Raw genomic sequence first — 22,150 nt, 5'->3', positions numbered from 1 at the left:
CAGCCCAATTCACCCCCGGCGGTATTTAGGAAAGAGAAGAAGCAGGAAGGCAGATCTTTTGAGTGCCCACGCATTGCAATTCACGCGGCGCGGAACACCCCTTCACCGCCCGCAGCCGCGAAAGCGCCAATCCCCTGTATTCACCTTTCTCATAAATACTCGGGGGAGCGCGAGGGGGCAAAGCCCCCTCGCCCCAGTCGGATCGCGCAAGCGATCCGAACCCACTTCAAACTGTCGGATTGCGCCAGCAATCCGAACCCAATGCAAACCTGCCGGATCGCTGCGGCGATCCGACACTTTCTTAGCTACGCGCTTCGCGGATCAAGCGCAGGATGTCTTTTGCCGCTTCCGGGATGTTCGTGCCGGGGCCAAAGATCGCCTTCACGCCCGCCTTGAACAGATAGTCGTAATCCTGCTGCGGAATGACCCCGCCACAGATCACGATGATATCCCCGGCACCCGCCTTTTTCAGCTCGTCCACCAGCTGTGGCGCCAGCGTTTTGTGCCCTGCCGCTTGCGAAGAGATACCAACCACATGCACGTCGTTGTCCACCGCGTCTTGCGCGGCTTCCTCGGGCGTCTGAAACAGCGGGCCTACGTCCACGTCAAAGCCGATATCGGCAAAGGCCGTGGCGATGACCTTCGCGCCCCTGTCGTGGCCGTCCTGGCCCATTTTCACCACCAGCATACGCGGGCGGCGGCCTTCGACCTCGGCGAAGTCTTCGACCGATTTCTGAATGGCGGCAAAGCCTTCGTCGCCTTCATAGGCCGCACCGTACACACCGGCGAGGGTCTTCACTTCGGCGCGGTGGCGGCCGAACTCTTTCTCCATTGCCATGCTGATCTCTCCGACAGAGGCCCGGGCGCGTGCTGCCTCGACAGCCGCCTCAAGCAGGTTACCCCCCTCTTTGGCGCGGCGGGTGACTTCGTCCAGCGCCGCCGTGCAGGCCGCCTCATCGCGGGTCGCACGGATCTTTCCGAGGCGCGCGATCTGGCTTTCACGCACGGCCACGTTGTCGACATCCAGAATGTCGATCGGGTCTTCCTTGTCCTTGCGGTACTTGTTGACGCCAACGATGACTTCATCGCCGCGGTCGATCTGTGCCTGACGGGTCGCGGCGGTTTCTTCGATCCGCAGCTTCGGCATGCCCGAGGCCACGGCCTTGGTCATCCCGCCCATTTCCTCGACCTCTTCGATCAGCTTCCACGCGTCTTCGGCCAATTGATGCGTCAGCGTTTCCACATAGTACGAACCCGCCAGCGGATCGACGACGTTGCACACGCCGGTTTCTTCCTGAAGGATCAGCTGCGTGTTGCGCGCGATCCGGGCCGAGAATTCGGTCGGCAGGGCAATCGCTTCGTCCAGCGCGTTGGTGTGCAGCGACTGGGTGCCGCCCAGAACCGCGCTCATCGCCTCATAGGCGGTGCGGATCACGTTGTTATAGGGGTCTTGTTCCTGCAGGCTCACGCCCGAGGTCTGGCAGTGTGTGCGCAGCATTTTCGACCGGTCGGATTTCGCGCCGAGGTCTGTCATGATGCGGTGCCACAGCATCCGCGCGGCGCGCAGTTTGGCGGCTTCCATGAAAAAGTTCATGCCGATCGCAAAGAAGAAGCTGAGGCGCCCTGCGAACTTGTCGATGTCCATGCCAGCGGCCATGGCGGCGCGCACGTATTCGCGCCCGTCGGCCAGCGTATAGGCCAGCTCTTGGACAAGGTTCGCGCCCGCCTCTTGCATGTGATAGCCCGAGATCGAGATCGAGTTGAACTTGGGCATCTCGTTCGAGGTGTATTCGATAATGTCCGAGATGATCCGCATCGAGGGTTCGGGCGGATAGATATAGGTGTTGCGGACCATGAACTCTTTCAGAATGTCGTTCTGAATGGTTCCGGCCAGCAGCGCCTTGTCATGCCCCTGCTCTTCCCCCGCCACGATAAAGTTCGCGAGGATCGGAATAACCGCGCCGTTCATCGTCATCGAAACGCTGACCTTATCGAGCGGGATACCGTCGAACAGGATCTTCATATCCTCGACGCTGTCGATGGCCACACCGGCCTTGCCCACATCGCCCACAACGCGCGGGTGGTCGCTATCGTAGCCCCGGTGCGTGGCCAGATCGAAGGCGACCGAGACGCCCTGTTGACCGGCGGCCAGGTTCTTGCGGTAAAAGGCGTTCGATTCCTCAGCCGTCGAGAAACCCGCATATTGGCGGATCGTCCAGGGGCGGCCTGCGTACATCGTCGCTTTCACGCCGCGCGTGAAGGGGCCAAAACCCGGCAGCGTGCCAAGGTGCGGCAGCCCGGCGGTGTCGTCTTCGGTGTAGACCGGCTTGACCGGAATGCCTTCCAGCGTGTTCCAGGTCAGATCATCCAGCGCCCGGCCGCGCAATTCCTTTTCGGCCAGGGCCTTCCAGTCGTCCAATTTGGCTGTCATTGGCTCAGTCCTTTCGTGGTTGGAACGCGCGGGTGAAGCATCGCGCCTCCGGTTTTGGTCTGTCCGGGGGTGACCCGGCGAAATGCTGCGGCGTGGGCCTTCGCATGGCGGCCCTGCGCCCCTATATAGAAGGTCATGAAGACCCGATTTGCTTTTGTTGTCGCCCTATTGCTCGGCATGCCTGCGCTAGCGGCGGATGCCCCTGATGCGCTGATACGCCCTGTGGGCGATGCCGTGCTGGACCAGTTCGCTTGGGTCGCGCGGCCTGTCATCGTCTTTGCCGATAGCGCCGCCGATCCCCGGTACATCCGGCAGATCGAATTGCTAGAGGCCGAAGAACAGGCCCTGCGCGATCGCGACGTGGTGGTCTTGACCGATACCGATCCTGCCGCCCGCTCTGCCGTGCGCCAAGCGCTGCGCCCGCGCGGGTTTGCGCTGGTGCTGGTGGGCAAAGACGGCAAGGTCGCGCTGCGCAAGCCCACACCGTGGCATGTGCGCGAACTGACTCGCGTCATCGACAAAATGCCGCTGCGCCAGCAAGAGCTGCGCGAGGCGCGAGAGGCCGAATAATCCGCCCCCCCGAAAATTGCCGCATTGCGCATGCCACAGGCGCGTGTGGCTGACAGCGTCAGCAACACCGAGCCGGAGGCCCCTCGATGGGGCCGACGGCTCGCCCGCCCCAACGGGTTATGCGCAACGCGCTGCATTGAATCACTCGAACTCGATGATCACTTCGTCCACGGCAAGGCTGTCGCCGGGGGCTGCGTTGATCTTCGACACGATGGCCTTTTTCTCGGCGCGCAGGATGTTTTCCATCTTCATCGCTTCGATGGTGCAGAGCGCTTGTCCTTCCTGCACCTCGTCGCCGACCTCGACGTTGATCTTCACCACCAGACCCGGCATCGGGCAGAGCAGCAGCTTTGAGGTATCCGGCGGAAGCTTTTCGGGCATCAGGCGGGCCAGTTCGGCCTGACGCGGGGTGCGCACGTGCACTTTCAGGTCGGCGCCGCGGCTGCGGATGCGGAACCCGCCCGAGATTTTGCCAACCTTCAGAACCAGCGGCGCGCCATCGACCATCATCGTGGCCAGCTGATCGCCCGGCGTCCAATCACCCGCCACACGCAGCGTTGCGCCATCGGCAAAGGTCACGTTCGAGCCGTCATGATCGGCGTCGATGGTCACGTCATAGCTTTCGCCCTGAACGGCCACGTTCCATTCGGTGCCAACGCGGCGTTCGTGGTTGTCCATCCGGCCCGACACGCGGGTGCGGCGGATTTCAGCGACGCGGTGCATGGCAGCACAGGCAGCAGCGATGCGGCGCAGGGCGGCATCTGCCAACGTCACACCGTCGAACCCTTCGGGGTATTCTTCGGCGATGAAGGCCGTGGTCATATCGCCCGAAATGAATTTCGGATGGTCCATCACGGCGGCCACGAAGGGCAGGTTGTGACCGATGCCCTCAACCTCGAACGTGTCCAGCGCGTTGCGCATGGTCTCAATCGCTTCGCCGCGGGTCGGGGCCCAGGTGCACAGTTTGGCGATCATCGGGTCGTAATACATGCTGATCTCGCCGCCTTCGTAGACGCCGGTGTCATTGCGCACGATGCCCTCGCCCAGCGGGCCTTCTGCGGGCGGGCGATAGCGGGTCAGACGGCCAATCGACGGCAGGAAGTTGCGATAGGGATCTTCGGCATAAAGACGGTTTTCAATCGCCCAGCCGTTGATCTTGACATCGTCCTGCGTGATCGACAGCGGCTCGCCATTGGCGACGCGGACCATCTGCTCAACAAGGTCCACACCGGTGATAAGCTCGGTCACGGGGTGTTCCACCTGAAGGCGGGTGTTCATTTCGAGGAAGTAGAAGTTCCGGTCGCCATCAACGATGAATTCCACAGTGCCCGCGCTGGCGTAGCCCACCGCCTTGGCAAGCGCGACCGACTGTTCGCCCATGGCCTTACGGGTGGCCTCGTCCAAAAAGGGCGACGGCGCTTCTTCGACAACTTTCTGGTTCCGGCGCTGGATCGAGCATTCACGCTCGTTCAGATAGATGCCGTTGCCATGCGCATCGCAGAGCACCTGAATTTCGATGTGGCGCGGCTGGGTCACGAACTTTTCGATAAAGATCCGGTCATCCCCAAAGCTGTTGGCCGCTTCGTTCTTCGACGACTGAAAACCTTCGCGGGCTTCTTCGTCGTTCCACGCGATGCGCATGCCTTTACCGCCGCCACCGGCAGAGGCTTTGATCATCACCGGATAACCGATCTGGTTCGAGATCTTGACCGCCTCATCGGCGTCTTCGATCAGGCCCATATAGCCCGGAACGGTGTTCACACCGGCCTCTTGGGCGATCTTCTTTGAGGTGATCTTGTCGCCCATGGCTTCAATGGCTTTCACCGGCGGCCCAATAAATGCGACGCCAGCGGCTTCCAGCGCTTCGGCGAATTTCGGGTTTTCGGACAAGAAACCATAGCCGGGGTGCACAGCCTGCGCGCCGGTCTGTTTGATCGCGTCCATCACCTTGTCGATGACGATATAGGACTGGTTCGCCGGGGGCGGACCAATGTGAACGGCTTCATCGGCCATTTCCACGTGCAGCGCGTTCTTGTCTGCGTCCGAATAGATGGCAACCGTCTTGATCCCCATTTTGCGCGCGGTCTTGATGACCCGGCAGGCGATCTCGCCGCGGTTGGCGATCAGGATCTTATCGAACATTCCTCGTCCCTTCCTTAATGTACGCGCGGCTCAGGCCGCGATCGTTCAGCAACAAAAAACCACCGGGGCCCGGACGGCTCCGATGGTTTCAAAATGGTCATCCGGCGCGAATGCGCCGACGTCATACGCGGGTTAACAGCGCGACGGGTATTTGCGGCAATAGGCAACGTTGGCAGCGGCACCGACAACGGCCCCCGTGACAGGATCGCCATTGGTGACAACGGCGCCGGCTGTGCCCGCCCCTGCCCCAAGAATGGCCTGTTCGCCAAGCGTGTCGCCGCACGCGCCAAGCGCTGTGAGCGCGATGAGTACTGTTCCGATCCGCAGGCTGCGCATGGTGAAAGCTCCTTATTTTTGGCCGCTGGGGCACTGTTAAGGGTCAAACGCGCCTGGGGGGTGACCGGTTCCATGCGCGCGGAGAATTTCCGCGTTGCACACCGATCCGATCCGGCAAGAAAAACGGCGGGCCGCGCCGAAAGGGATGAACGGCCAAGCCCGCCAAGGAAAGGGTAACGGTGAAATTTGGATGCCGAGAAACCAAGAGCATCCAAACGCAACACCGCAATGGTGCCAGCCTTCACGCCCGCTGCATAGCGCGGGTTTTGGCCCGCGCCGCAATCGGCTTTATTCTGCGCAAAAGGAACCAGCACCGGCAAAATCATGCCCAGTCATCCTCCTCGAAGGCATCGGGGAAGGCAGCGCGGGCGGCCTGTTCATCGATGACCAGAAGGGCTTCATAGCTTTCGGGGTCGAAGTCATCGCCATAGGGCAGCACTTCGCGGCCAAACAGCCACGACAACCGCCCTGCATCCAGGTTGCCACGCTCAAACGGCTCTGTGCCAAAATGGTCCCACAGGGCCTTCAAGAAGGCCGTATCAACGCGCCGATCCATCGGTTTGCGGTCCTTGAACCGTTCACGACGTGTCAGCGGTGTCACCCCGCGCGGATTGGCACGGCGGATCACGAATTGATAATCAGAGCTGGGATAGCGTCCGGGGAAGCCGCGATGTTTCAGCATGCCGCGCCCTCCGAACAAGGGGCGCAGACCGTGCGCGGGGTCGGAACGGACCCAAAGGCCCGTTCCGTACAAGCATTACTTGTACTTGCCGGTGTAAACCGGTTCGATCGAGATCGGCTCAGGGTCGACCACGACGAATTCTTCCTGGACTTGCTTTTCGGCGCAGGCTGCAACGAATGCAGCGAGGCCAAGAGCGATGACGACTTTGATGCTCTTCGACATTTCTTTCTCCTGCCATGTTCGACGACGCGGTTGTGTTCAAAACGAACGCCCCACTCGTCTTTCGAGGTATCGGCTGCTTGGGTGCAACCGAGGCGCAGGATAGCGGATTGCCGGGCGAAAAAGTATCCAGGCATTGAAATCAGGCTGTGCTGTGATGCGAAAGCCGCAACTTGGCCTTCGGATGAGCATTCAGCCGCAAGATATTGTGGAGTCATCAGAAAACCTCCCAGATGCAGCGACCGTTTTCGACGCTGTATGCCTCGAAAAACTGGACAATATCCGGGTCGGCCTGACCGAACTCAAGCGGTGCGCTCGACAGGCTGATGACAATCTGGGACGGCTGCGGGCCGGTTTCGGCCACACGCGGCAACGCGTATTGGTTGCACAGAAATTCCAGGTCACCGGCCACGTCAGAGAATTCACGCCCTTGCTGCCCGATTTCGGGGGCAACAAAACGATAGCGGTAAAACAGACCCGGTCCCGGCTGATCCCAGATCATATCAAGGAATTCAACCGGCTGCCCGGACGGCACCGTAACGGGATCTGCACACAGCGGCGCGGATACAACAGACGCAATGATAAATGCAGCGATGGTGTGGAATTTGACGCGACCCCAGCCCCGTTTCCAGGCTCCTCCTGCCGGGGTCGCGCGGTTACGGAGCGGCTCCATAACCTTTAAACCTTGTGTCGCGGGGCCTGTCATGCGGCCCTCCGCGTCTTGGCCCACGCGAGCCACCGTAGCCTATGCTGCGGGTCTTGCAAGAGTGTTTGAATTTGAGACTCTATCTCTTTGGGATAGGTTTGCGCAACCATCGAGCGCCCACCCGCGCGAACGATCAAGCCGCCTTCCGTTGCGGAAACTTGCACAACCGGAGAGAATCCGCGCAGGCGCTGCAGCAAGCGCCAGAGGTCTTGCCGGATCTGCTGGGCAAGCCGTGCGGGATCGGCCGGCGGAAAGATGGCCTCGGCCACCACATCAAAGCGCGGCGGCAGATGGCGAGCCAGCGTATAGCGCCCCGGCTCCGACAGGATATGCCAGCGGGCGCGGCTCATTCCGGGGCCTCTTCGGCCTGGGTGGCAAATTCGGCGGGGCTGGTGATTTCGATCAGCTCCATGTCGTCGGAATGACGGCATTCGCGGTGCAGGATGCCCGGAGGCTGAAGCACGCAAGATCCTTCGCGCAGGATATGTTCGCCCTGCCCTTCGTATTCGAACACCACCCAGCCCTTGGTGACATAGACCATCTGGAAGTCCAGATCATGACTGTGCCATGCGCCGGGGCTTTCCATACCGGGAACGGCGCGGATCACATGGGCGCCGAATTTGCCTTGGGTGGCTTCGGCAATGCCAAGCTGGCGGTATTCAAAAAACGCACGTAGGCCCTGCCCCTCAAACTTGCCATCATCGGCATGGGCAATGGTGAAAGCCTGATTTTTCCAGAGTTTGGGCATGGCGGGCGCTTTTGTTTGGAGCGGACCGCCGGTGGCCAATCGGGGCCTCCGGCGGGGATATTTTTGGTCAGAAAATGACAGGTCCGCTTAGAGCGGGATGTTGTCGTGCTTCTTCCACGGGTTTTCCAACCGCTTGTTGCGCAGGCTGGCAAAGGCGCGGCTGACACGGCGGCGGGTCGACTTGGGCTGAATGACTTCATCGATGAAGCCGCGTTCGGCTGCGACAAAGGGATTGGCGAAGCGGTCTTCGTAATCCTTGGTGTGCTGGGCCAGCTTTTCGGCATTGCCCAGATCGGCACGGTGGATGATCTCGGTCGCGCCCTTGGCACCCATTACCGCGATTTCCGCCGTCGGCCAGGCGTAGTTGAAATCGCCGCGCAGGTGCTTGGAGGCCATAACGTCATAAGCGCCGCCATAGGCTTTGCGGGTGATGACCGTGACTTTGGGAACGGTGGCTTCGCCGTAAGCGAACAGCAGTTTCGCGCCGTGCTTGATGACGCCGCCGTATTCCTGGCTGGTGCCGGGCAGGAAGCCCGGCACGTCGACCAAGGTCAGGATCGGGATCTCAAAACAGTCGCAGAAGCGGACAAAACGCGCGGCTTTGCGGCTGCTGTCGATATCTAGGCAGCCCGCCAGAACCATCGGCTGGTTCGCCACAACGCCGACCGTCTGGCCTTCGAGGCGGATAAAGCCGGTGATGATGTTCTTGGCGTAGTCTTCCTGAATTTCGTAGAAATCGCCTTCGTCCGCGACTTTCAGGATCAGTTCCTTCATGTCGTAAGGGGTGTTCGGGTTTTCCGGCACCAGCGTATCGAGGCTGGCCTCAACCCGGCCCGGTTCGTCAAAGAAGGGGCGAACGGGCGGCTTTTCGCGGTTGTTCAGCGGCAGGAAATCCACCAAGCGGCGCACTTCAGCCAGCGCTTCGACGTCGTTTTCAAACGCGCCATCGGCCACGCTGGATTTCTTGGTGTGGGTGCTTGCGCCGCCCAGTTCCTCGGCGGTGACGACCTCGTTTGTCACGGTCTTCACAACGTCGGGGCCGGTGACGAACATATAGCTGCTGTCTTTCACCATGAAGATGAAGTCGGTCATCGCGGGCGAATAGACCGCGCCGCCGGCGCAGGGGCCCATGATCACCGAAATCTGCGGCACCACACCCGAGGCCATGATGTTGCGCTGGAATACATCTGCATATCCCGCCAGCGAGGCAACACCTTCCTGAATACGTGCACCGCCCGAGTCGTTCAGGCCGATGACAGGTGCGCCGTTCTGGATGGCCATATCCATGATCTTACAGATCTTCTGGGCGTGGGTTTCCGACAGCGAGCCGCCGAAGACGGTGAAATCCTGACTGAACACATAGACCATACGGCCATTGATCGTGCCCCAGCCGGTGACAACGCCGTCGCCTTTGGGCTTTTGCTGTTCCATCCCGAAGTCGGTGCAGCGATGCGTGACGAACATGTCGAATTCTTCGAACGAGTCTTCGTCGAGCAGCAGGTCGATCCGTTCACGCGCCGTCAGCTTGCCCTTGGCGTGCTGAGCATCAATCCGGCGCTGACCGCCCCCAAGGCGGGCTTCTTCGCGGCGATCGTGGAGTTCCTGGAGAATATCTTTCATGAGCTATCCCTTCCCTTTGCGCGGACAATACAGTGCCGCCCGAGTGCCTCAAGGGAAATTGCGCAAATTTGCAAAGTTTGGAAAACACCATCGCTGCAAAATGCAAAGTGGCAACCACACCACCAATTCATGAATTTCAGTGATGTTTCAGCAAACTGACTGGACAAGACCGACCTAGGTCGTACCCATTATCGCATGACCAACTCGCCGAAGATCGCATTTCTCGATCGTACCACACCGCCACATATTGTCACACTGATCATGATGTCGGGGCTTTCAGCCCTGGTCATGAACATTTTCCTGCCGTCGCTGCCCGCGATGACGGAATATTTCGACACGTCCTACCGCCTGCTTCAGCTGTCGGTGGCGGTGTATCTTGGCGTCAATGCGGTGCTGCAAATCCTGATCGGGCCGCTGTCGGATAAATTCGGGCGCAGGCCGGTCATTCTGTGGGGGGCGGTGATCTTTTGCCTTGCCACCATTGGCTGCCTTTTCTCGACCAACGCCTATGTGTTCTTGCTGTTCCGCATGTGTCAGGCGGCGATTGTAACGTCGATGGTCCTAAGCCGGGCCGTGGTGCGCGACATCTATCCGGCCAACCAAGCCGCCTCGATGATCGGCTATGTGACCATGGGCATGTCGGTCGTTCCTATGGTCGGCCCGGTGATCGGCGGCATGTTGGGCGACGCGTTTGGCTGGAAGGCCAACTTTGTGCTGCTGTTGGTTCTTGGGATCGCTCTGATCGGGCTGGTCTGGAAGGATCTGGGCGAAACCAAATCGCGCAGTTCCCTGTCGTTGCGGCAGCAGTTTCTTGAGTACCCCGAGCTTTTGGCCTCGCCGCGGTTCTGGGGCTATGCCCTTTCGGCGGCGCTGTCGTCTGGATCGTTCTTTGCCTATATGGGCGGCGCGCCGTTTATTGGCACGGATGTCTTTGGTCTGTCGCCGACGGAACTGGGGCTGTATTTCGGCGCGCCCGCCGTTGGATATTTCTTCGGCAATTGGGCATCGGGCAAGTATTCGGCCCGCGTCGGCATTGACCGAATGGTGTTGATCGGAGCTTTGGTGGTGGCGCTCGGGCTTATTGTTCTGGCAGGCATTTTCGCACTGGGGGCCGGGTCGGCCTTGGCCTTCTTTGGCCTGATGACCACCGTTGGCCTTGGCAACGGGCTGACCATTCCGAATGCCACCACCGGCGCACTATCGGTGCGGCCCAAGCTGGCGGGTACCGCCTCTGGCCTTGCAGGCGCCATTATGATTGGCGGCGGCGCGGCCCTGTCGGCGCTGGCTGGCTTGATGCTGCATCCCGGTACCGGGGCTTGGCCGCTGATCTGGATCATGCTGATCACGTCGCTCTGCGGGATCTTGGCAATCTTGATGGTGATGGTGCGCAGCAAGCGCCTTGGGGGGCTGGACGCCGCCGACTGAATTTTGCAAAACTGCGTCATTCGTGATGCAAAGGTGCAAAATGGCGGTCCAGAAACTCTATGCCGGTGCGAAACTTCGGGAAATCCGCAGCCGTCTTGGCCTGACGCAAAAGGACTTTGCGGCCAAGCTGGGGGTGTCGCTGCCCTATCTGAACCAGATGGAGAACAACAACCGGCCGGTCTCGACCACGGTTGTTCTGGCCCTCGCGCAAGAGTTCGGCCAAGACGTAACCGAACTGGGCCATTCCGACGCCGAACGCCTTGTCACCGATATGCGCGAAGCCTTGGCCGACCCGGTCTTTGCCGATGGTGCGCCGCCCTTGGCCGATTTGCGCCTGACCGCGTCCAACGCCCCTGCCCTGGCCCGCGCCTTTCTGGAACTGCACCGCGCCTACCGCCAAACCCATGAACGGCTTGCCTCGCTGGATGAGGCGCTTGGCCGCGAAGGGGCGCAGCTTCAGCCAAGCCCGTGGGAAGAGGTGCGCGACTTTTTCCACTATTGTGACAACTACATCGACGCCGTGGACCGGGCCGCCGAACATTTCGCCGCCCAGCTTGGCCGGGGCGATCCGCGCAGCGCCATGACGCGGTTTCTGGAAAGCTCTGGTATTACGCTGCGCCTTGCCCGGACCGATGTGCTGCGCCATTTCGACAGCGATGCGCGTATTCTGACCCTGTCGTCACTGGTGCCCGCGGAAACCCAAACCTTTCAGATGATGCTACAGGTCGCGCTGCTGCATCAGGATGCGCTGCTTGAGGCGACGCTTGATCTGGCGAGGTTCCAGTCGGATGCCGCACGGTCTATCGCCAAGATCGGCCTTGCCAATTATTTCGCCGGGGCCGCGCTCATGCCGTACCGCGCGTTTCTGGAAACCGCGCAGGACACGCGCCACGATCTGGAGCTGTTGGCGGGCCGGTTCGGCACCTCGATTGAGCAGGTCGCCCACCGTCTATCCACGCTGCAACGGCCCGGCGCGAAGGGCATTCCGTTCTTCTTTGTCCGCGTCGATCAGGCCGGAACGATCACCAAGCGCCACTCGGCCACGCGGTTGCAATTTGCCCGTTTCGGCGGAGCCTGCCCGCTGTGGAACGTGCACCGGGCGTTTGAAACGCCGGGCCGGTTCCTGCGCCAATTGGCCGAAACCCCGGACGGTGTGCGCTACATCAGCCTTGCACGGGATGTCTCAAAACCCGGCGGGCATTTCGATGCGCCCGTGCGCCGCTATGCCATTGCACTGGGGTGTGAGGTGCGCCACGCGGCGGCGCTGGTCTATGCCGACGGTCTTGACGTATCGCGCGACAGCGCGTTTGAGCCGATTGGCATTTCCTGCCGCATCTGCGACCGGCCCAATTGCCATCAACGCTCTGTCCCGCCGCTGGAACGCCGCCTGACCATTGCCCCCAACCATCGCGGGGTTCTGCCGTATCAGGTGGACTGACGCAACCAAGGGTTGACGGATACGCCGGAATCGCCCCACGCTGACGATACGTCAACGAAGGAGGCACCATGCGATACCTCATCATCGCGGCAGCGTTGATTGCGGCGGCCCATCCGGCAGCGGCCTGCGACATTGATCCAGTGACCGGAGACTTGGTCGGCTGCCCGGATATGCCCGAAATTATCGGCATCAACACGCACCCGACCTTTCCCGATTACGTGCGCGAAAAGCTGAGCACCTTGACGCCCGCGCAGATTGACCAACTTGTGAACTCTGTCACACGGCCTGCGCAATGACCGCATTTTCCAAACAGTTCGACATTTTCCTGCATCACGCCACAGTGGCGCTGTTCAATGGCGCCCTGCCCAGCCTGATTATCGCGGGCTGCATCTGGATCGTGCTGCGCCTGATGTTCCGCACCAAATCCATGGCGGCCACCGGGTTTCTATTCGCGCTGGTCGGGTCGCTGATCGGTGTCTTGCTTGGCTCTAGCCGCGAACCTGCGGTTCAGGCGATTGTGCCCGCGCTGGTCACGCTGATCACCGGCTATCTTGGCTGGACCCTGCGGCAAGAGGCGCATGAGGACGGCAATGGCTGGTCGCGGATGCTGGCCCAGACGGACGAGCGCGAGGATATGCCGAAACTGGTGACCAAGCTGGTTTACGTGGCGGTTGCCGCGCTGATGTTGTCCACGGCGACGGCCAGTATGTGGGGCGCATCGATGCGGCTGACCAAGGAACAGTCGGACCGCGAATATGAGAAGTGGAAAATCACCTACGAGACAAAGCAGTTGCCGATTGAGACCGAAATTCTGCGCCGCAAGGCCAAGCTGCCGCCGTTTGACGAATGAAAATGGCGCCCGCTTGGGGCGCCATCCAGACCGTTATGCCGGAGTGGTCAACATCCGGTAAATCTCATCCTTGAGCGCCCCGCGCTGCTTGCGCAGCTCGCCCTCGGCCAAGCCTTCTATCGGCTCAACATTGGTTTCGGCGCGGTGGATGCGGCGGTTGATCTCGTGATATTCCTCGGCCAGACGGGCGAAATGGGCATCTGCCTGCTTCAGATCGCTGATCTTTTCGGCCAGTTCGGGAAATTCTTCGTGCAGTTCATGGGGTGTATGCGACATGCGCGCCTCCTGTTCTTGAGTGTTGAAGTCAGAATAGGCGCGGCGCGGAATCGCGACTTTGATTAAGGTCAATCCTGCATCAGATCTGCGCTTTTTTCAGCGCATGGCGCGGCGCCACCCGGCGGCCCGCGCATCAGCCTCAGAACAGAACCAACGTTCGCCGTTTTCGGTGCGAATGCTTGTGCGGGCATAGTCCCGTTGGCCGGGCATGTGATAGATCCGGTTGCCCTTGCCCGAGATATTGCCCTTGATCGGACAGGCCGCATCGGGCGCGTCGGTTGATGCCACGGCGTTGCGCTGCTGGGCGCGGTATTGGCTGGGCGGCATGACGTCATGCGCATGCAGCCCACGCCGGGCAATGGCCGCGCCTTTTTCATCCAGATCATAGGCCATCGAGTATTGCCGAAACGCAAAGGCGATTCCGTTCTGCACCAGCACCTGCCCCATGTCCTGCCCATCGACGCGGCATGTGGCGACGATTCGGCCATAGCGATCCACGTCCCGCGTGGTGCAGGTGGCGGATTTGCCGCCAAACCGGCGCTCCGCCTCTTGCGCGGCCCAACTGCCGCAGCGCCAAACCGTGCCATCGGCGCGCGCACAGGTCTGCGCCAGTTCGGGCGCATCGACGCCGTGCAGGCGCACGGTAACCTGACCCACATGGATCGTGTCGCCATCCACAACATCAACCCGGCCCGAAGGATCAGCCATCGCGGCACTGCACAGCAGAATAAATAGGGAACAGAGTCTTAACATGCGGTTAATCTGGCCACTCATCAGGAAGTTTCAAGCAAAAAGGCACACCCCAAAAGGTGTGCCTGTAAATCCCGTAGCGCCGCGCCAGTCGTGCCTGTCCGAAGCGCGCCGCGTAGGTATAGGTGTGCCGTCTTACGCGGTCATCAGCCCCAGAAGTTCATTACGGGGCAGCTTGGCCACTTCGACGCCAAAGGGCGTACTGCGAAGGTTGTAGCCATATCCACGCGCGCGGAACCGCCATTCGGTATCGGATAGTGCCTTGGCCCGCTCGCCCTGCAAAAAGGCCGCGACTTGGTTGAAATCATTTGTAAAATTATCGTTGGCAAACATTTCCTGCTCTCCTTGAAAAATGCCATAGACATAGTTTCGATAGGAAATGCGGCTTCAATTGGGTGCCAATCATGGCATTTGTGCGAAAAGCGAAACAATGCGACCTAAAATTTAGCGGCATTCATCGGCGGCATGATCTTGCGGTTCAACACCGACTCGCGCCAGGCGATGAACGTCGCCGCCGACAGGATCACGATACCACCCAGAATCACCCAGTAATCTATGGCCTCGTGGAAGAAGACCGCGCCAATCCCGACCGACCAGATCAGTTGCAGGAAGGTGATGGGCTGGGTCACCGTCACCGGGGCCGAGGCAAAAGCCTTGGTCATGGTGAAATGCCCCGCTGTTGCGAAACAGGCAATACCGGCCAGCAAGACCAGATCCCAAAGGTTTGGCGCGACCCAATCCATCACCGCCATCGGCGCAAGGCCGACCGAGACCGTGATCGACAATAGCGCCACCACCATCGAGGCCGGAAGCTCGCCCGATTGGATCTTGGCCAACAGGTAGGACACCGAGAAAAACAGAGCCGTGCCAAGCATGGCAAAATGGCCCCCGTCCAAGGTCCGGAAACCGGGCCGCAGGATGATCAGCACCCCGATCAGCGCCGCCAGCATCGCCAGAATGCGCCGGATTGCCAAACGTTCACCAAGGAAGACCACCGCCAGAAGCGACACATAGACCGGCGTCATATAGTTCATCGCCGTGACCTCGGCCATGGGCAGGCGTGTCATCGCATAAAACCACAGCACAACGCCCAGCGTGTGCACCGCTCCGCGGCCCGCCGCCAGCCCCCATTGGCGGCGCGTCAGGCGCATCGCCGCAAGGTCGCGCCACATCGGAATAAGGAACACCAATCCGATCAGGTAGCGCAGAAAGGCCGCCTCGCCCGCCGGGATACGACTGCCAAGCAATTTGACGAATGCTGTCATGCCGACAAAGCACAGCCCGGTGACCACCATCCACGCCATGCCCACCAGCGGGTTTTGCGGTGTCTGTGTCGGCATGGAAATCTCCGGGAGTTGTCAGTGCAACACACCTACCGCGCGGGCCGGGAAAGGCAAGGGCTAGCCGCGTTCTAGAACCAAGGACGCAGCGATTGCCCACATTGTAATGCCGATCAACACGTCCAGAACCTGCCAAGCCTTGGGCCGCGCAAACAGTGGTGCCAGAACCCGAGCGCCATATCCCAGCGAAAAGAAGAACACCGCAGATCCCAGCGCCGCACCGATCCCGAAAGCCAGCGTATTGTCATACCGGGCCGAGATCGAGCCAAGCAGCAGCACCGTATCCAGATAGACATGCGGGTTCAGCCAAGTCAGCGCCAAGGCCGTCAGCAAGGTCGGCAGCAAGGGGCGTGTTTCGCCCGCTGCGGCCTTGAGCGCCGCACCGCCCGTCCAGGCGGACCAGAAGTTTCGCGCCCCGTACCAGAGCAAAAACGCCGCCCCGCCCCAGCGCACGGTCATTTCCAGCCACGTCAGCCGCGCCACCATGGCCCCCATGCCGGTCACACCCGCCGTAATCAGCACCGCATCGCTAAATGCGCACAGGGCGCAGACCGCAAAGACATGTTCTTGGCGCAGACCTTGGCGCAACACGAAGGCATTTTGCGCACCAATCGCCATGATCAGCGACACGGATAAGGCAAAGCCGGACAGTAGGGTGAACATAGACGCTCCTATCAGTGGTTGGCCCGACATATCGATCTGTGTTGCATCACGCAAATTCAACTATATTATTATGGATAAGCATTTCTTATCTGAGGCCGCATGCCCCTGCCCGCCCTTCCCATGCGACTGGACCCGGACCAGTTGGCCGCCCTGAGTGCGATCCTGCGCTTTGGCAGTTTTGAGGCCGCCGCCCGTGCGCTCAATGTGACGTCGCCCGCGATTTCGCAGCGGATCAAAGCGTTAGAAGACCGTGTCGGCGCGCCGTTGATATTGCGCGGATCGCCTTGCACCGCCACCGAGGCCGGACGCCATGTTACCCGCCACGCCGATCAGGTTGCTCAGCTAGAGGCACATCTGGCCCGCGAACTGGGCCACCGCCCCGAAGCACGCCCCATTCGAATTGCCTTGAATGCCGACAGTCTAGCCACATGGTTCCCTGCGGCCTTGGCCCGCACCGATGGGATGCTGTTTGACCTTGAGGTCGACGACCAAGCCCATTCCGACACATGGCTGCGCGAAGGGGCGGTGTCGGCCGCCGTGACCGCCCGTTCGACGCCGGTGCAGGGTTGCGATTGCTATCCGCTCGGCGCGCTGATGTATGTGGCCACCGCCAGCCCCGGCTTTGCCGCGCGATGGTTCCCGGACGGGGTGACAGCGCAGGCTTTGGCGCAGGCCCCGATGTTGGTCTTCAACCAAAAGGACCGCTTGCAGCACGAATGGATGGCGCAGTTTTGCGAAGCCTCGCCCGCGACGCCCATTCACCGGATCCCGTCAACGACCGGATTTGTCGAAGCCGCCCTGCACGGGCTTGGCTGGGGCCTGAACCCGGCGGAGCTGGTGGAGCCATTGATCAAGAGCGGCGCTTTGGTGGCGATCGGTGGCGAGGCCGCACGGATGGGCACGCCGCTGCACTGGCAGGTGTCGCGCCTTTTGGCCCCGGCGTTGGAGCCACTGACCCGCGCGATCCGGGCCCAGGCGCGGCTGCGGTTGCGCGGTTTGTGAGGGGGACTCGGGGGCTCTGCCCCCGGCGCTGCGCGCCTCCCCCGGGATATTTTTGGTCAGAAAATACTGTGGGGGCGGTGCGTGGCTTGCGGCGTGGGGCTGAAATGTTAATGGCCGCCCACGGGTGGGGCGGCCATTGTTCCGAATGATCGGCGATCAGAGCTGCGCCATGACCTCATCGGAGGCTTCGAAGTTGGCGGTGACGCGCTGCACGTCATCGTCATCTTCCAGGGCGTCGATCAGCTTCATCAGCTTTTGCATGCCGTCCAGATCCAGTTCTGTCGTGGTGGTCGGCTTCCAGATCAGCTTGGTCGAGTCCGATTCGCCCAGCTCGGCTTCCAGCGCGCTGGAGACTTCGTTCAGATCGGTATCGGCGCAGTAAATCGTGTGACCTTCATCCGAGGATTCGACATCCTCAGCGCCCGCTTCCAGAGCAGCCATCATGATGGTGTCGGCATCGCCCGCATCGGCGGAGTAGGTCACTTCGCCCTTGCGTTCGAACATGAACCCGACCGAGCCGGTTTCGCCAAGGTTGCCGCCGTTCTTCGAGAAGGTCGAGCGCACGTTCGAGGCGGTGCGGTTGCGGTTGTCGGTCATCGCTTCGACGATCACGGCCACGCCATTGGGGCCGTAGCCTTCGTAGCGGATTTCTTCGTATTCGTCGCCTTCGCCCTGCACCGATTTCTTGATCGCGCGCTCGATGTTGTCCTTCGGCATCGAGTTGGACTTGGCTTCCTTCACCGCGAGGCGCAGGCGCGGGTTCTTGTCGGGATCGGGATCGCCCATCTTGGCGGCGATGGTGATTTCTTTGGAGAGTTTCGAGAACAGCTTCGCGCGGACCGCGTCCTGACGGCCTTTGCGATGCTGGATGTTTGCCCATTTACTATGGCCGGCCATGGTTGCCCCTGTCTGTCAGGTTGTCTGAATTGGGCTGTCTATATGGCATCGGGCGCGGTTTGGGCAAGAGCGGGGCTTGGCGATTGTGCGTCTGCGCGGTAATCGAAAGGCATGACACGTTTTTTGATCCTGCAATTGCGCCCCGAGGCCGAGGCTTCGGATGACGAATACGCCGCATTTCTGGCCAAGGGCGGGTTTCAGCCCGATCAGGTGCATCGCATCCGGCTGGATTGCGAAGATCTGCCCGAGGGGCTGGATCCAGCGGCCTATTCGGGCGTGATCGTTGGCGGTGGCCCCGGCTGTGTAAGCGATGATCCGGCGACCAAAGACCCTGTTGAGGCGCGAATTGAGCGGCAGATCCTATCGCTCATGCCGCGGATCACCGATCAGGACGTGCCGTTCTTGGGCTGTTGCTATGGGATTGGGATTCTGGGGGCGCATTTGGGGGCCGAGGTCAGCAAACGGCGCTATGGTGAAGGTGTGGGCGCGGTGCCTTGCCGCGTGACGGATGATGGTGCACAGGATGCCTTGCTGAACGGTCTGCCCGAGGTGTTCAACGCCTTCGTCGGCCATAAAGAGGCCTTGCAGGAATTGCCAAAGCATTCGGTGCAGCTGTTGGCAGGCGATGCCTGCCCGTTCCAGATGGTCCGGCACAAGACCAACATCTATGCCACCCAATTCCACCCCGAGGCAGATGCCAGCGGGTTTGAGACCCGAATTCGGATCTACAAGAACAAAGGCTATTTCCCGCCCGAGGACGCAGATGCGCTGATCGCCATGTGCCGCGCCAGCGATGTTGAATGGCCGGCTGCGATCCTGAAGAACTTCGTTAAACGCTACGGCTAAGGCCGCCTTATTTGGCGAACGCAGGAAGGGGGCGCTGCCCCCTCTTGACCCTTTGGGCCAATTCACCCCCGGCGGTATTTATCAAAGAGAAGAAGCAGGGGACAGCTCGGCTCGACCCCGGCGAACCCGCATTTACGTGCGAATAAACTGTTCCGCCCGCCACCAATGCGGCCCACATTTATCACCGCACCGGTCCTGTTCTTCTTCTCTTTGGCAAATACGCGGGGGAGCGCGAGGGGGCAAAGCCCCCTCGCCCCGGTCGGATCGCGCAAGCGATCCGATCCAAAATCAAACATGTCGGATTGCGCAAGCAATTCGAACCCCATCAAACCTGACGAATTGCCACGCAATTCGGCCTTTTGACTAGGCTTAGAATGACCAGAACACCGGCACCAACAGCGCTGTCAGGACGCCCATCGCCAGGTTCAACGGAATGCCCACCTTCATGAAGTCGCTGAACCGATAGCCGCCAGGACCGTAGACCAGCGTGTTGGTCTGATACCCGATGGGCGTCGCGAAACTGGCCGAGGCCGAGATCATCACCGCGATGACCAACGGGCGCGGGTCGATCCCCAAGGCTTGGGCCAGCCCGATCGCGATCGGGGTCATGACCACGGCGACCGCATTGTTCGACACAAGCTCTGTCAGGATGGATGTCAGCAGGTAGATCGCCCAAATGATCAAAGGCGCAGGCAGGTGGGTAAAGACGGGCGCCACGGCCGAGACGATCAGGCCGACTGCCCCCGAGGCTTGAAGCGCGGCCCCGATGGCCAGCATGGAAAAGATCAGCGCCAGGAGGCGGCCTTCGATAAAGCTGAAGGCCTCATCGGCATCAATGCAGCGGGTCAGCAGCACGATGGCCACCGCCAGCACAGACAGCAGCAGGATCGGGGCCAGCCCGAACGCCGCCAGTGCCACCACGCCAAGCAGCGCACCGATAGCAATGGGGGCGTGGCTGCGACGGAAGGCGCGGGCCGAGGGGGTCGAGACGTCGACCATGTCCATTTCCTGCGCCAGTCGTTGGATGTCGGCCTGCGCGCCTTCCAGCAGCAGCGTATCGCCGACCCGAACAACCAGATCGTCCAATTGGCGACCGATATTCTGGTTCCGGCGGTGCACCGCCAGAACATAAACACCGAACCGGCGACGCAGACGCAGCGAGCCAAGTGCGCGGCCAATCATCTTGCAACCCGGAGTGATCAGCACTTCGACGGTGGTGGTTTCGACCGCGCCCACCTGATCGAGCCGTTTGAGCGATTTGTTGCGCTGAAGGCTCAGAAGTTCGGTGATCTGGGTGCGCAGCACGACGCGGTCGCCCACTTGCAGCGTCACATCATTGAGGTTGCGGCGCAGCGAGGCATCGCCGCGGATCACGTCGATCAGGCGCACGCCTTCGCGTTTGAACAGCTGAACGCTCAGAACATCGCGGCCAACAAGGTTGCTTTCGGGGGGAATGACGGCCTCGGTGAAGAACTTCATCCGCGACCGGTCAGACAGAAGGTTCGCCATGCTGTCCCGCTCAGGCAGCAGCACCGGCCCAAGGAAATAGAGATACGCCATGCCGAAGACCACCAGAATGGCCGCCAGCGGTGTGACTTCGAAGATCGAGAACGCCTCCATCCCGTTGGCGCGGGCAACACCGTCCACCAGCAGGTTGGTCGAGGTGCCGATCAGGGTCAGCGTACCGCCCAAGATTGCGCCATAGCTGAGTGGAATCAAAAGCTTGGATGCCGATATATCCATCGTCCGGGCCAATTGCACAAAGACCGGGATCATGACGACGACCACTGGCGTGTTTGACACGATGGCCGAGGCGATGACGACAAAGCTCATCAATAGAAAGATCGCCAGTCTGGGGCTGCTTTTGGCCTTGCGATCCGCCAATTGGGTAAAGGCGTCCAAGGCCCCGGTCCGCACCAAGGCCCCCATCACGATGAACATCGCGGCAATGGTCCAGGGCGCGGGATTGGACAGCACCCGCAGCGCGTCATCATAGGGCAACGTGCCCGAGGCCAACAGAACCGCGACCCCGCCCATGGCCACGACCTCGGTCGGGTAGGTTTCGCGCAGGAACATGACGAACATGCCGATCACAATGGTCAAAGCCAGAAGCGCGTGGCCGGTTGGGCCAATTTCCAGAAACTGTGTCAACATCTAAGGTCTTTGCCTATCAAGACTAAGGGCGATATGCACCCGTCAGTTTGCCGGGGCGCATAGATTGGTACAAGTGCGGCAAATCAGCGGCTCGCCATTTCGTTGCAAGGGTTGTGCCCGCGCCTACGGCCCCGATTGCTCCAACCGCCCGCCTTGCCGAACCATGCAGACACGGGTCGCCTTGCCGGTGCGGTCGTCCGTTTCGACATAGACCCCGCTCAGGGTTGCCTCGCCCAAGGCGGGTTGGAACCGGCCTTTGGACATGCCGGTGATGAAACGGCGCATGGGTTCAGCCTTGTCCATGCCGATCACCGAATTATAGTCGCCGCACATCCCTGCATCAGACAGCAGCGCAGTGCCGCCCGGCAGGATTTGCGCATCGCCCGTCGGCACATGGGTATGCGTGCCGACCACAACGCTGGCACGGCCATCGCAGAAATGGCCCATGCCCATCTTTTCGGACGTGGCCTCGCAATGCACATCCAGCAGGATCGCCTGCGCCTGCCCGCCCAAGGGGTGACGGCGCAGCACCTCGTCCACGGCTGAGAACGGATCGTCAAAGGCGCGTTTCATGAACACCTGCCCCAGCACCTGCGCGACCAAGATCTTGCGGCCCCTCGCGTCCGAGAACAACCGGCACCCGTGGCCCGGTGCGCCTTTGGCATAGTTCAGCGGGCGCAAGATGCGCGGTTCGGATTCGATGAATGTCAGCATTTCGCGCTGGTCGAACGCGTGATCGCCAAGCGTGATGCAATCGGCCCCTGCGGCCAGCAGCCCCTTGGCATGATCCGCAGTCAGGCCAGCGCCGTTTGAGGCGTTCTCGCCGTTGACCACAACGAAATCGAGCTTCCATGCCTCGCGCAGGGCGGGCAAACGTTCGGTGATGGCATCGCGCCCGGCGCGGCCCACCACATCCCCAAGAAAGAGTATCTTCATGCAAGTGACCTACCCCGGAACCAAAGCCTTCGCCAAGAGGCAAAAGGCACGCCGCGTCAACCCGTGCCCCCATGCCGGCGCGTGATCGGGTTGACTGCTATGTCCAGCGGCGCATTTCA

Annotated in this window: 25 protein-coding genes; 7 read left to right on the top strand and 18 right to left on the bottom strand. The window is 61.0% G+C overall.

Annotated features, from left to right (window positions below):
- Positions 1-301 precede the first annotated feature (301 nt).
- Positions 302-2,431, bottom strand: coding sequence for a methylmalonyl-CoA mutase (gene scpA, locus PRI8871_RS04605; RefSeq protein ID WP_108884981.1), 2,130 nt, complete (start codon positions 2,429-2,431; stop codon positions 302-304).
- Positions 2,428-2,568: a hypothetical protein gene (locus tag PRI8871_RS19765; RefSeq protein ID WP_219928993.1), complete on the bottom strand. Its 141-nt coding sequence runs from the start codon at positions 2,566-2,568 to the stop codon at positions 2,428-2,430. Before PRI8871_RS19765 ends, scpA begins: the two co-directional genes overlap by 4 nt.
- On the opposite strand from PRI8871_RS19765, the gene PRI8871_RS04600 reads away from it, so the two are divergent.
- Positions 2,567-3,001, top strand: coding sequence for a DUF4174 domain-containing protein (locus tag PRI8871_RS04600; protein WP_108884980.1), 435 nt, complete (start codon positions 2,567-2,569; stop codon positions 2,999-3,001). The genes PRI8871_RS19765 and PRI8871_RS04600 overlap by 2 nt on opposite strands.
- A gap of 141 nt (positions 3,002-3,142) precedes the next feature.
- Here the strand turns inward: PRI8871_RS04600 and PRI8871_RS04595 are convergent, their stop codons facing one another.
- From PRI8871_RS04595 to PRI8871_RS04565, 8 genes are all read right to left on the bottom strand, one after another.
- Complete coding sequence (locus PRI8871_RS04595; protein WP_108884979.1) at positions 3,143-5,143, bottom strand: acetyl-CoA carboxylase biotin carboxylase subunit; 2,001 nt, start codon at positions 5,141-5,143, stop codon at positions 3,143-3,145.
- Positions 5,144-5,275: 132 nt separating this feature from the next.
- Complete coding sequence (locus PRI8871_RS04590; RefSeq protein WP_108884978.1) at positions 5,276-5,479, bottom strand: hypothetical protein; 204 nt, start codon at positions 5,477-5,479, stop codon at positions 5,276-5,278.
- Between the two features lie 322 nt (positions 5,480-5,801).
- Positions 5,802-6,161, bottom strand: a complete 360-nt coding sequence (locus tag PRI8871_RS04585; RefSeq protein WP_108884977.1) for a hypothetical protein — start codon at positions 6,159-6,161, stop codon at positions 5,802-5,804.
- 75 nt (positions 6,162-6,236) lie between these two features.
- Positions 6,237-6,383 (bottom strand): hypothetical protein, encoded by a 147-nt coding sequence (locus PRI8871_RS19515; protein WP_181389372.1) that lies wholly within the window; start codon positions 6,381-6,383, stop codon positions 6,237-6,239.
- A gap of 214 nt (positions 6,384-6,597) precedes the next feature.
- Positions 6,598-7,053, bottom strand: coding sequence for a DUF6497 family protein (locus tag PRI8871_RS19760; protein ID WP_219928992.1), 456 nt, complete (start codon positions 7,051-7,053; stop codon positions 6,598-6,600).
- Positions 7,054-7,082: 29 nt separating this feature from the next.
- Complete coding sequence (locus tag PRI8871_RS04575; protein WP_108884976.1) at positions 7,083-7,436, bottom strand: hypothetical protein; 354 nt, start codon at positions 7,434-7,436, stop codon at positions 7,083-7,085.
- On the bottom strand, positions 7,433-7,834 hold the full coding sequence (locus PRI8871_RS04570) for a cupin domain-containing protein (RefSeq protein ID WP_108884975.1): 402 nt from the start codon (positions 7,832-7,834) through the stop codon (positions 7,433-7,435). The genes PRI8871_RS04575 and PRI8871_RS04570 overlap by 4 nt, the downstream gene beginning before the upstream one ends.
- 87 nt (positions 7,835-7,921) lie before the next feature.
- On the bottom strand, positions 7,922-9,454 hold the full coding sequence (locus PRI8871_RS04565) for an acyl-CoA carboxylase subunit beta (protein WP_108884974.1): 1,533 nt from the start codon (positions 9,452-9,454) through the stop codon (positions 7,922-7,924).
- A gap of 195 nt (positions 9,455-9,649) precedes the next feature.
- Here PRI8871_RS04565 and PRI8871_RS04560 point away from each other — a divergent pair, with 195 nt between their 5' ends.
- From PRI8871_RS04560 to PRI8871_RS04545, 4 genes are all read left to right on the top strand, one after another.
- Complete coding sequence (locus PRI8871_RS04560) at positions 9,650-10,879, top strand: multidrug effflux MFS transporter (RefSeq protein ID WP_108884973.1); 1,230 nt, start codon at positions 9,650-9,652, stop codon at positions 10,877-10,879.
- Between the two features lie 40 nt (positions 10,880-10,919).
- On the top strand, positions 10,920-12,317 hold the full coding sequence (locus PRI8871_RS04555) for a helix-turn-helix domain-containing protein (protein WP_108884972.1): 1,398 nt from the start codon (positions 10,920-10,922) through the stop codon (positions 12,315-12,317).
- A gap of 68 nt (positions 12,318-12,385) precedes the next feature.
- Entirely contained in the window at positions 12,386-12,613 is a 228-nt protein-coding gene (locus tag PRI8871_RS04550) for a hypothetical protein (RefSeq protein WP_108884971.1), read from the top strand.
- On the top strand, positions 12,610-13,167 hold the full coding sequence (locus PRI8871_RS04545; protein ID WP_108884970.1) for a hypothetical protein: 558 nt from the start codon (positions 12,610-12,612) through the stop codon (positions 13,165-13,167). Before PRI8871_RS04550 ends, PRI8871_RS04545 begins: the two co-directional genes overlap by 4 nt.
- A gap of 33 nt (positions 13,168-13,200) precedes the next feature.
- Here the strand turns inward: PRI8871_RS04545 and PRI8871_RS04540 are convergent, their stop codons facing one another.
- The 5 genes from PRI8871_RS04540 to PRI8871_RS04520 all read right to left on the bottom strand — a co-directional run bounded on the left by PRI8871_RS04540 (position 13,201) and on the right by PRI8871_RS04520 (position 16,196).
- On the bottom strand, positions 13,201-13,443 hold the full coding sequence (locus PRI8871_RS04540; protein WP_108885207.1) for an HP1242/YdcH family protein: 243 nt from the start codon (positions 13,441-13,443) through the stop codon (positions 13,201-13,203).
- Positions 13,444-13,539: 96 nt separating this feature from the next.
- Positions 13,540-14,151 carry a thermonuclease family protein gene (locus tag PRI8871_RS04535; RefSeq protein WP_306418437.1) on the bottom strand — a complete coding sequence of 204 codons (612 nt, stop codon included), beginning with the start codon at positions 14,149-14,151 and terminating at the stop codon, positions 13,540-13,542.
- A 177-nt stretch (positions 14,152-14,328) separates the two neighbouring features.
- Positions 14,329-14,526 carry a hypothetical protein gene (locus tag PRI8871_RS04530; protein WP_108884968.1) on the bottom strand — a complete coding sequence of 66 codons (198 nt, stop codon included), beginning with the start codon at positions 14,524-14,526 and terminating at the stop codon, positions 14,329-14,331.
- Between the two features lie 104 nt (positions 14,527-14,630).
- A complete protein-coding gene (locus PRI8871_RS04525; RefSeq protein WP_245897764.1) occupies positions 14,631-15,533 on the bottom strand; it encodes a DMT family transporter in 903 nt (300 codons plus the stop codon).
- Positions 15,534-15,593: 60 nt separating this feature from the next.
- The gene (locus tag PRI8871_RS04520; protein WP_108884967.1) at positions 15,594-16,196 is read right to left on the bottom strand and encodes a LysE/ArgO family amino acid transporter; all 603 of its coding nucleotides are present in this window, start codon (positions 16,194-16,196) and stop codon (positions 15,594-15,596) included.
- 120 nt (positions 16,197-16,316) lie between these two features.
- On the opposite strand from PRI8871_RS04520, the gene PRI8871_RS04515 reads away from it, so the two are divergent.
- Complete coding sequence (locus PRI8871_RS04515; RefSeq protein ID WP_108885205.1) at positions 16,317-17,198, top strand: LysR family transcriptional regulator ArgP; 882 nt, start codon at positions 16,317-16,319, stop codon at positions 17,196-17,198.
- Positions 17,199-17,354: 156 nt separating this feature from the next.
- Here PRI8871_RS04515 and PRI8871_RS04510 read toward each other — a convergent pair whose 3' ends face one another.
- Positions 17,355-18,095 carry a YebC/PmpR family DNA-binding transcriptional regulator gene (locus PRI8871_RS04510; protein ID WP_108884966.1) on the bottom strand — a complete coding sequence of 247 codons (741 nt, stop codon included), beginning with the start codon at positions 18,093-18,095 and terminating at the stop codon, positions 17,355-17,357.
- Between the two features lie 111 nt (positions 18,096-18,206).
- Between PRI8871_RS04510 and PRI8871_RS04505 the strand changes: the two genes are divergently transcribed.
- Positions 18,207-18,941, top strand: coding sequence for a glutamine amidotransferase (locus PRI8871_RS04505; RefSeq protein WP_108884965.1), 735 nt, complete (start codon positions 18,207-18,209; stop codon positions 18,939-18,941).
- Between the two features lie 369 nt (positions 18,942-19,310).
- Here PRI8871_RS04505 and PRI8871_RS04495 read toward each other — a convergent pair whose 3' ends face one another.
- Together PRI8871_RS04495 and PRI8871_RS04490 are read right to left on the bottom strand one after the other, a co-directional pair.
- On the bottom strand, positions 19,311-21,095 hold the full coding sequence (locus PRI8871_RS04495) for an SLC13 family permease (RefSeq protein WP_108884963.1): 1,785 nt from the start codon (positions 21,093-21,095) through the stop codon (positions 19,311-19,313).
- A gap of 123 nt (positions 21,096-21,218) precedes the next feature.
- Entirely contained in the window at positions 21,219-22,031 is an 813-nt protein-coding gene (locus tag PRI8871_RS04490) for a TIGR00282 family metallophosphoesterase (RefSeq protein WP_108884962.1), read from the bottom strand.
- Positions 22,032-22,150: the final 119 nt, after the last annotated feature.

Origin of the sequence: Pseudoprimorskyibacter insulae (assembly GCF_900302505.1) — a bacterium.
GTDB classification, from domain to species: Bacteria; Pseudomonadota; Alphaproteobacteria; order Rhodobacterales; family Rhodobacteraceae; genus Pseudoprimorskyibacter; species Pseudoprimorskyibacter insulae.
The sequence above is the reverse complement of the archived record's forward strand: the minus strand, read 5'-3'. Positions and strand labels throughout refer to the sequence as shown.

Coding starts and splice junctions, on each gene's coding strand:
- scpA (WP_108884981.1), bottom strand. CDS start 2,431: ATGACAGCCAAATTGGACGACTGGAAGGCCCTGGCCGAAAAGGAATTG.
- PRI8871_RS04600 (WP_108884980.1), top strand. CDS start 2,567: ATGAAGACCCGATTTGCTTTTGTTGTCGCCCTATTGCTCGGCATGCCT.
- PRI8871_RS19765 (WP_219928993.1), bottom strand. CDS start 2,568: ATGACCTTCTATATAGGGGCGCAGGGCCGCCATGCGAAGGCCCACGCC.
- PRI8871_RS04595 (WP_108884979.1), bottom strand. CDS start 5,143: ATGTTCGATAAGATCCTGATCGCCAACCGCGGCGAGATCGCCTGCCGG.
- PRI8871_RS04590 (WP_108884978.1), bottom strand. CDS start 5,479: ATGCGCAGCCTGCGGATCGGAACAGTACTCATCGCGCTCACAGCGCTT.
- PRI8871_RS04585 (WP_108884977.1), bottom strand. CDS start 6,161: ATGCTGAAACATCGCGGCTTCCCCGGACGCTATCCCAGCTCTGATTAT.
- PRI8871_RS19515 (WP_181389372.1), bottom strand. CDS start 6,383: ATGTCGAAGAGCATCAAAGTCGTCATCGCTCTTGGCCTCGCTGCATTC.
- PRI8871_RS19760 (WP_219928992.1), bottom strand. CDS start 7,053: ATGGAGCCGCTCCGTAACCGCGCGACCCCGGCAGGAGGAGCCTGGAAA.
- PRI8871_RS04575 (WP_108884976.1), bottom strand. CDS start 7,436: ATGAGCCGCGCCCGCTGGCATATCCTGTCGGAGCCGGGGCGCTATACG.
- PRI8871_RS04570 (WP_108884975.1), bottom strand. CDS start 7,834: ATGCCCAAACTCTGGAAAAATCAGGCTTTCACCATTGCCCATGCCGAT.
- PRI8871_RS04565 (WP_108884974.1), bottom strand. CDS start 9,454: ATGAAAGATATTCTCCAGGAACTCCACGATCGCCGCGAAGAAGCCCGC.
- PRI8871_RS04560 (WP_108884973.1), top strand. CDS start 9,650: ATGACCAACTCGCCGAAGATCGCATTTCTCGATCGTACCACACCGCCA.
- PRI8871_RS04555 (WP_108884972.1), top strand. CDS start 10,920: ATGGCGGTCCAGAAACTCTATGCCGGTGCGAAACTTCGGGAAATCCGC.
- PRI8871_RS04550 (WP_108884971.1), top strand. CDS start 12,386: ATGCGATACCTCATCATCGCGGCAGCGTTGATTGCGGCGGCCCATCCG.
- PRI8871_RS04545 (WP_108884970.1), top strand. CDS start 12,610: ATGACCGCATTTTCCAAACAGTTCGACATTTTCCTGCATCACGCCACA.
- PRI8871_RS04540 (WP_108885207.1), bottom strand. CDS start 13,443: ATGTCGCATACACCCCATGAACTGCACGAAGAATTTCCCGAACTGGCC.
- PRI8871_RS04535 (WP_306418437.1), bottom strand. CDS start 14,151: ATGGCTGATCCTTCGGGCCGGGTTGATGTTGTGGATGGCGACACGATC.
- PRI8871_RS04530 (WP_108884968.1), bottom strand. CDS start 14,526: ATGTTTGCCAACGATAATTTTACAAATGATTTCAACCAAGTCGCGGCC.
- PRI8871_RS04525 (WP_245897764.1), bottom strand. CDS start 15,533: ATGCCGACACAGACACCGCAAAACCCGCTGGTGGGCATGGCGTGGATG.
- PRI8871_RS04520 (WP_108884967.1), bottom strand. CDS start 16,196: ATGTTCACCCTACTGTCCGGCTTTGCCTTATCCGTGTCGCTGATCATG.
- PRI8871_RS04515 (WP_108885205.1), top strand. CDS start 16,317: ATGCGACTGGACCCGGACCAGTTGGCCGCCCTGAGTGCGATCCTGCGC.
- PRI8871_RS04510 (WP_108884966.1), bottom strand. CDS start 18,095: ATGGCCGGCCATAGTAAATGGGCAAACATCCAGCATCGCAAAGGCCGT.
- PRI8871_RS04505 (WP_108884965.1), top strand. CDS start 18,207: ATGACACGTTTTTTGATCCTGCAATTGCGCCCCGAGGCCGAGGCTTCG.
- PRI8871_RS04495 (WP_108884963.1), bottom strand. CDS start 21,095: ATGTTGACACAGTTTCTGGAAATTGGCCCAACCGGCCACGCGCTTCTG.
- PRI8871_RS04490 (WP_108884962.1), bottom strand. CDS start 22,031: ATGAAGATACTCTTTCTTGGGGATGTGGTGGGCCGCGCCGGGCGCGAT.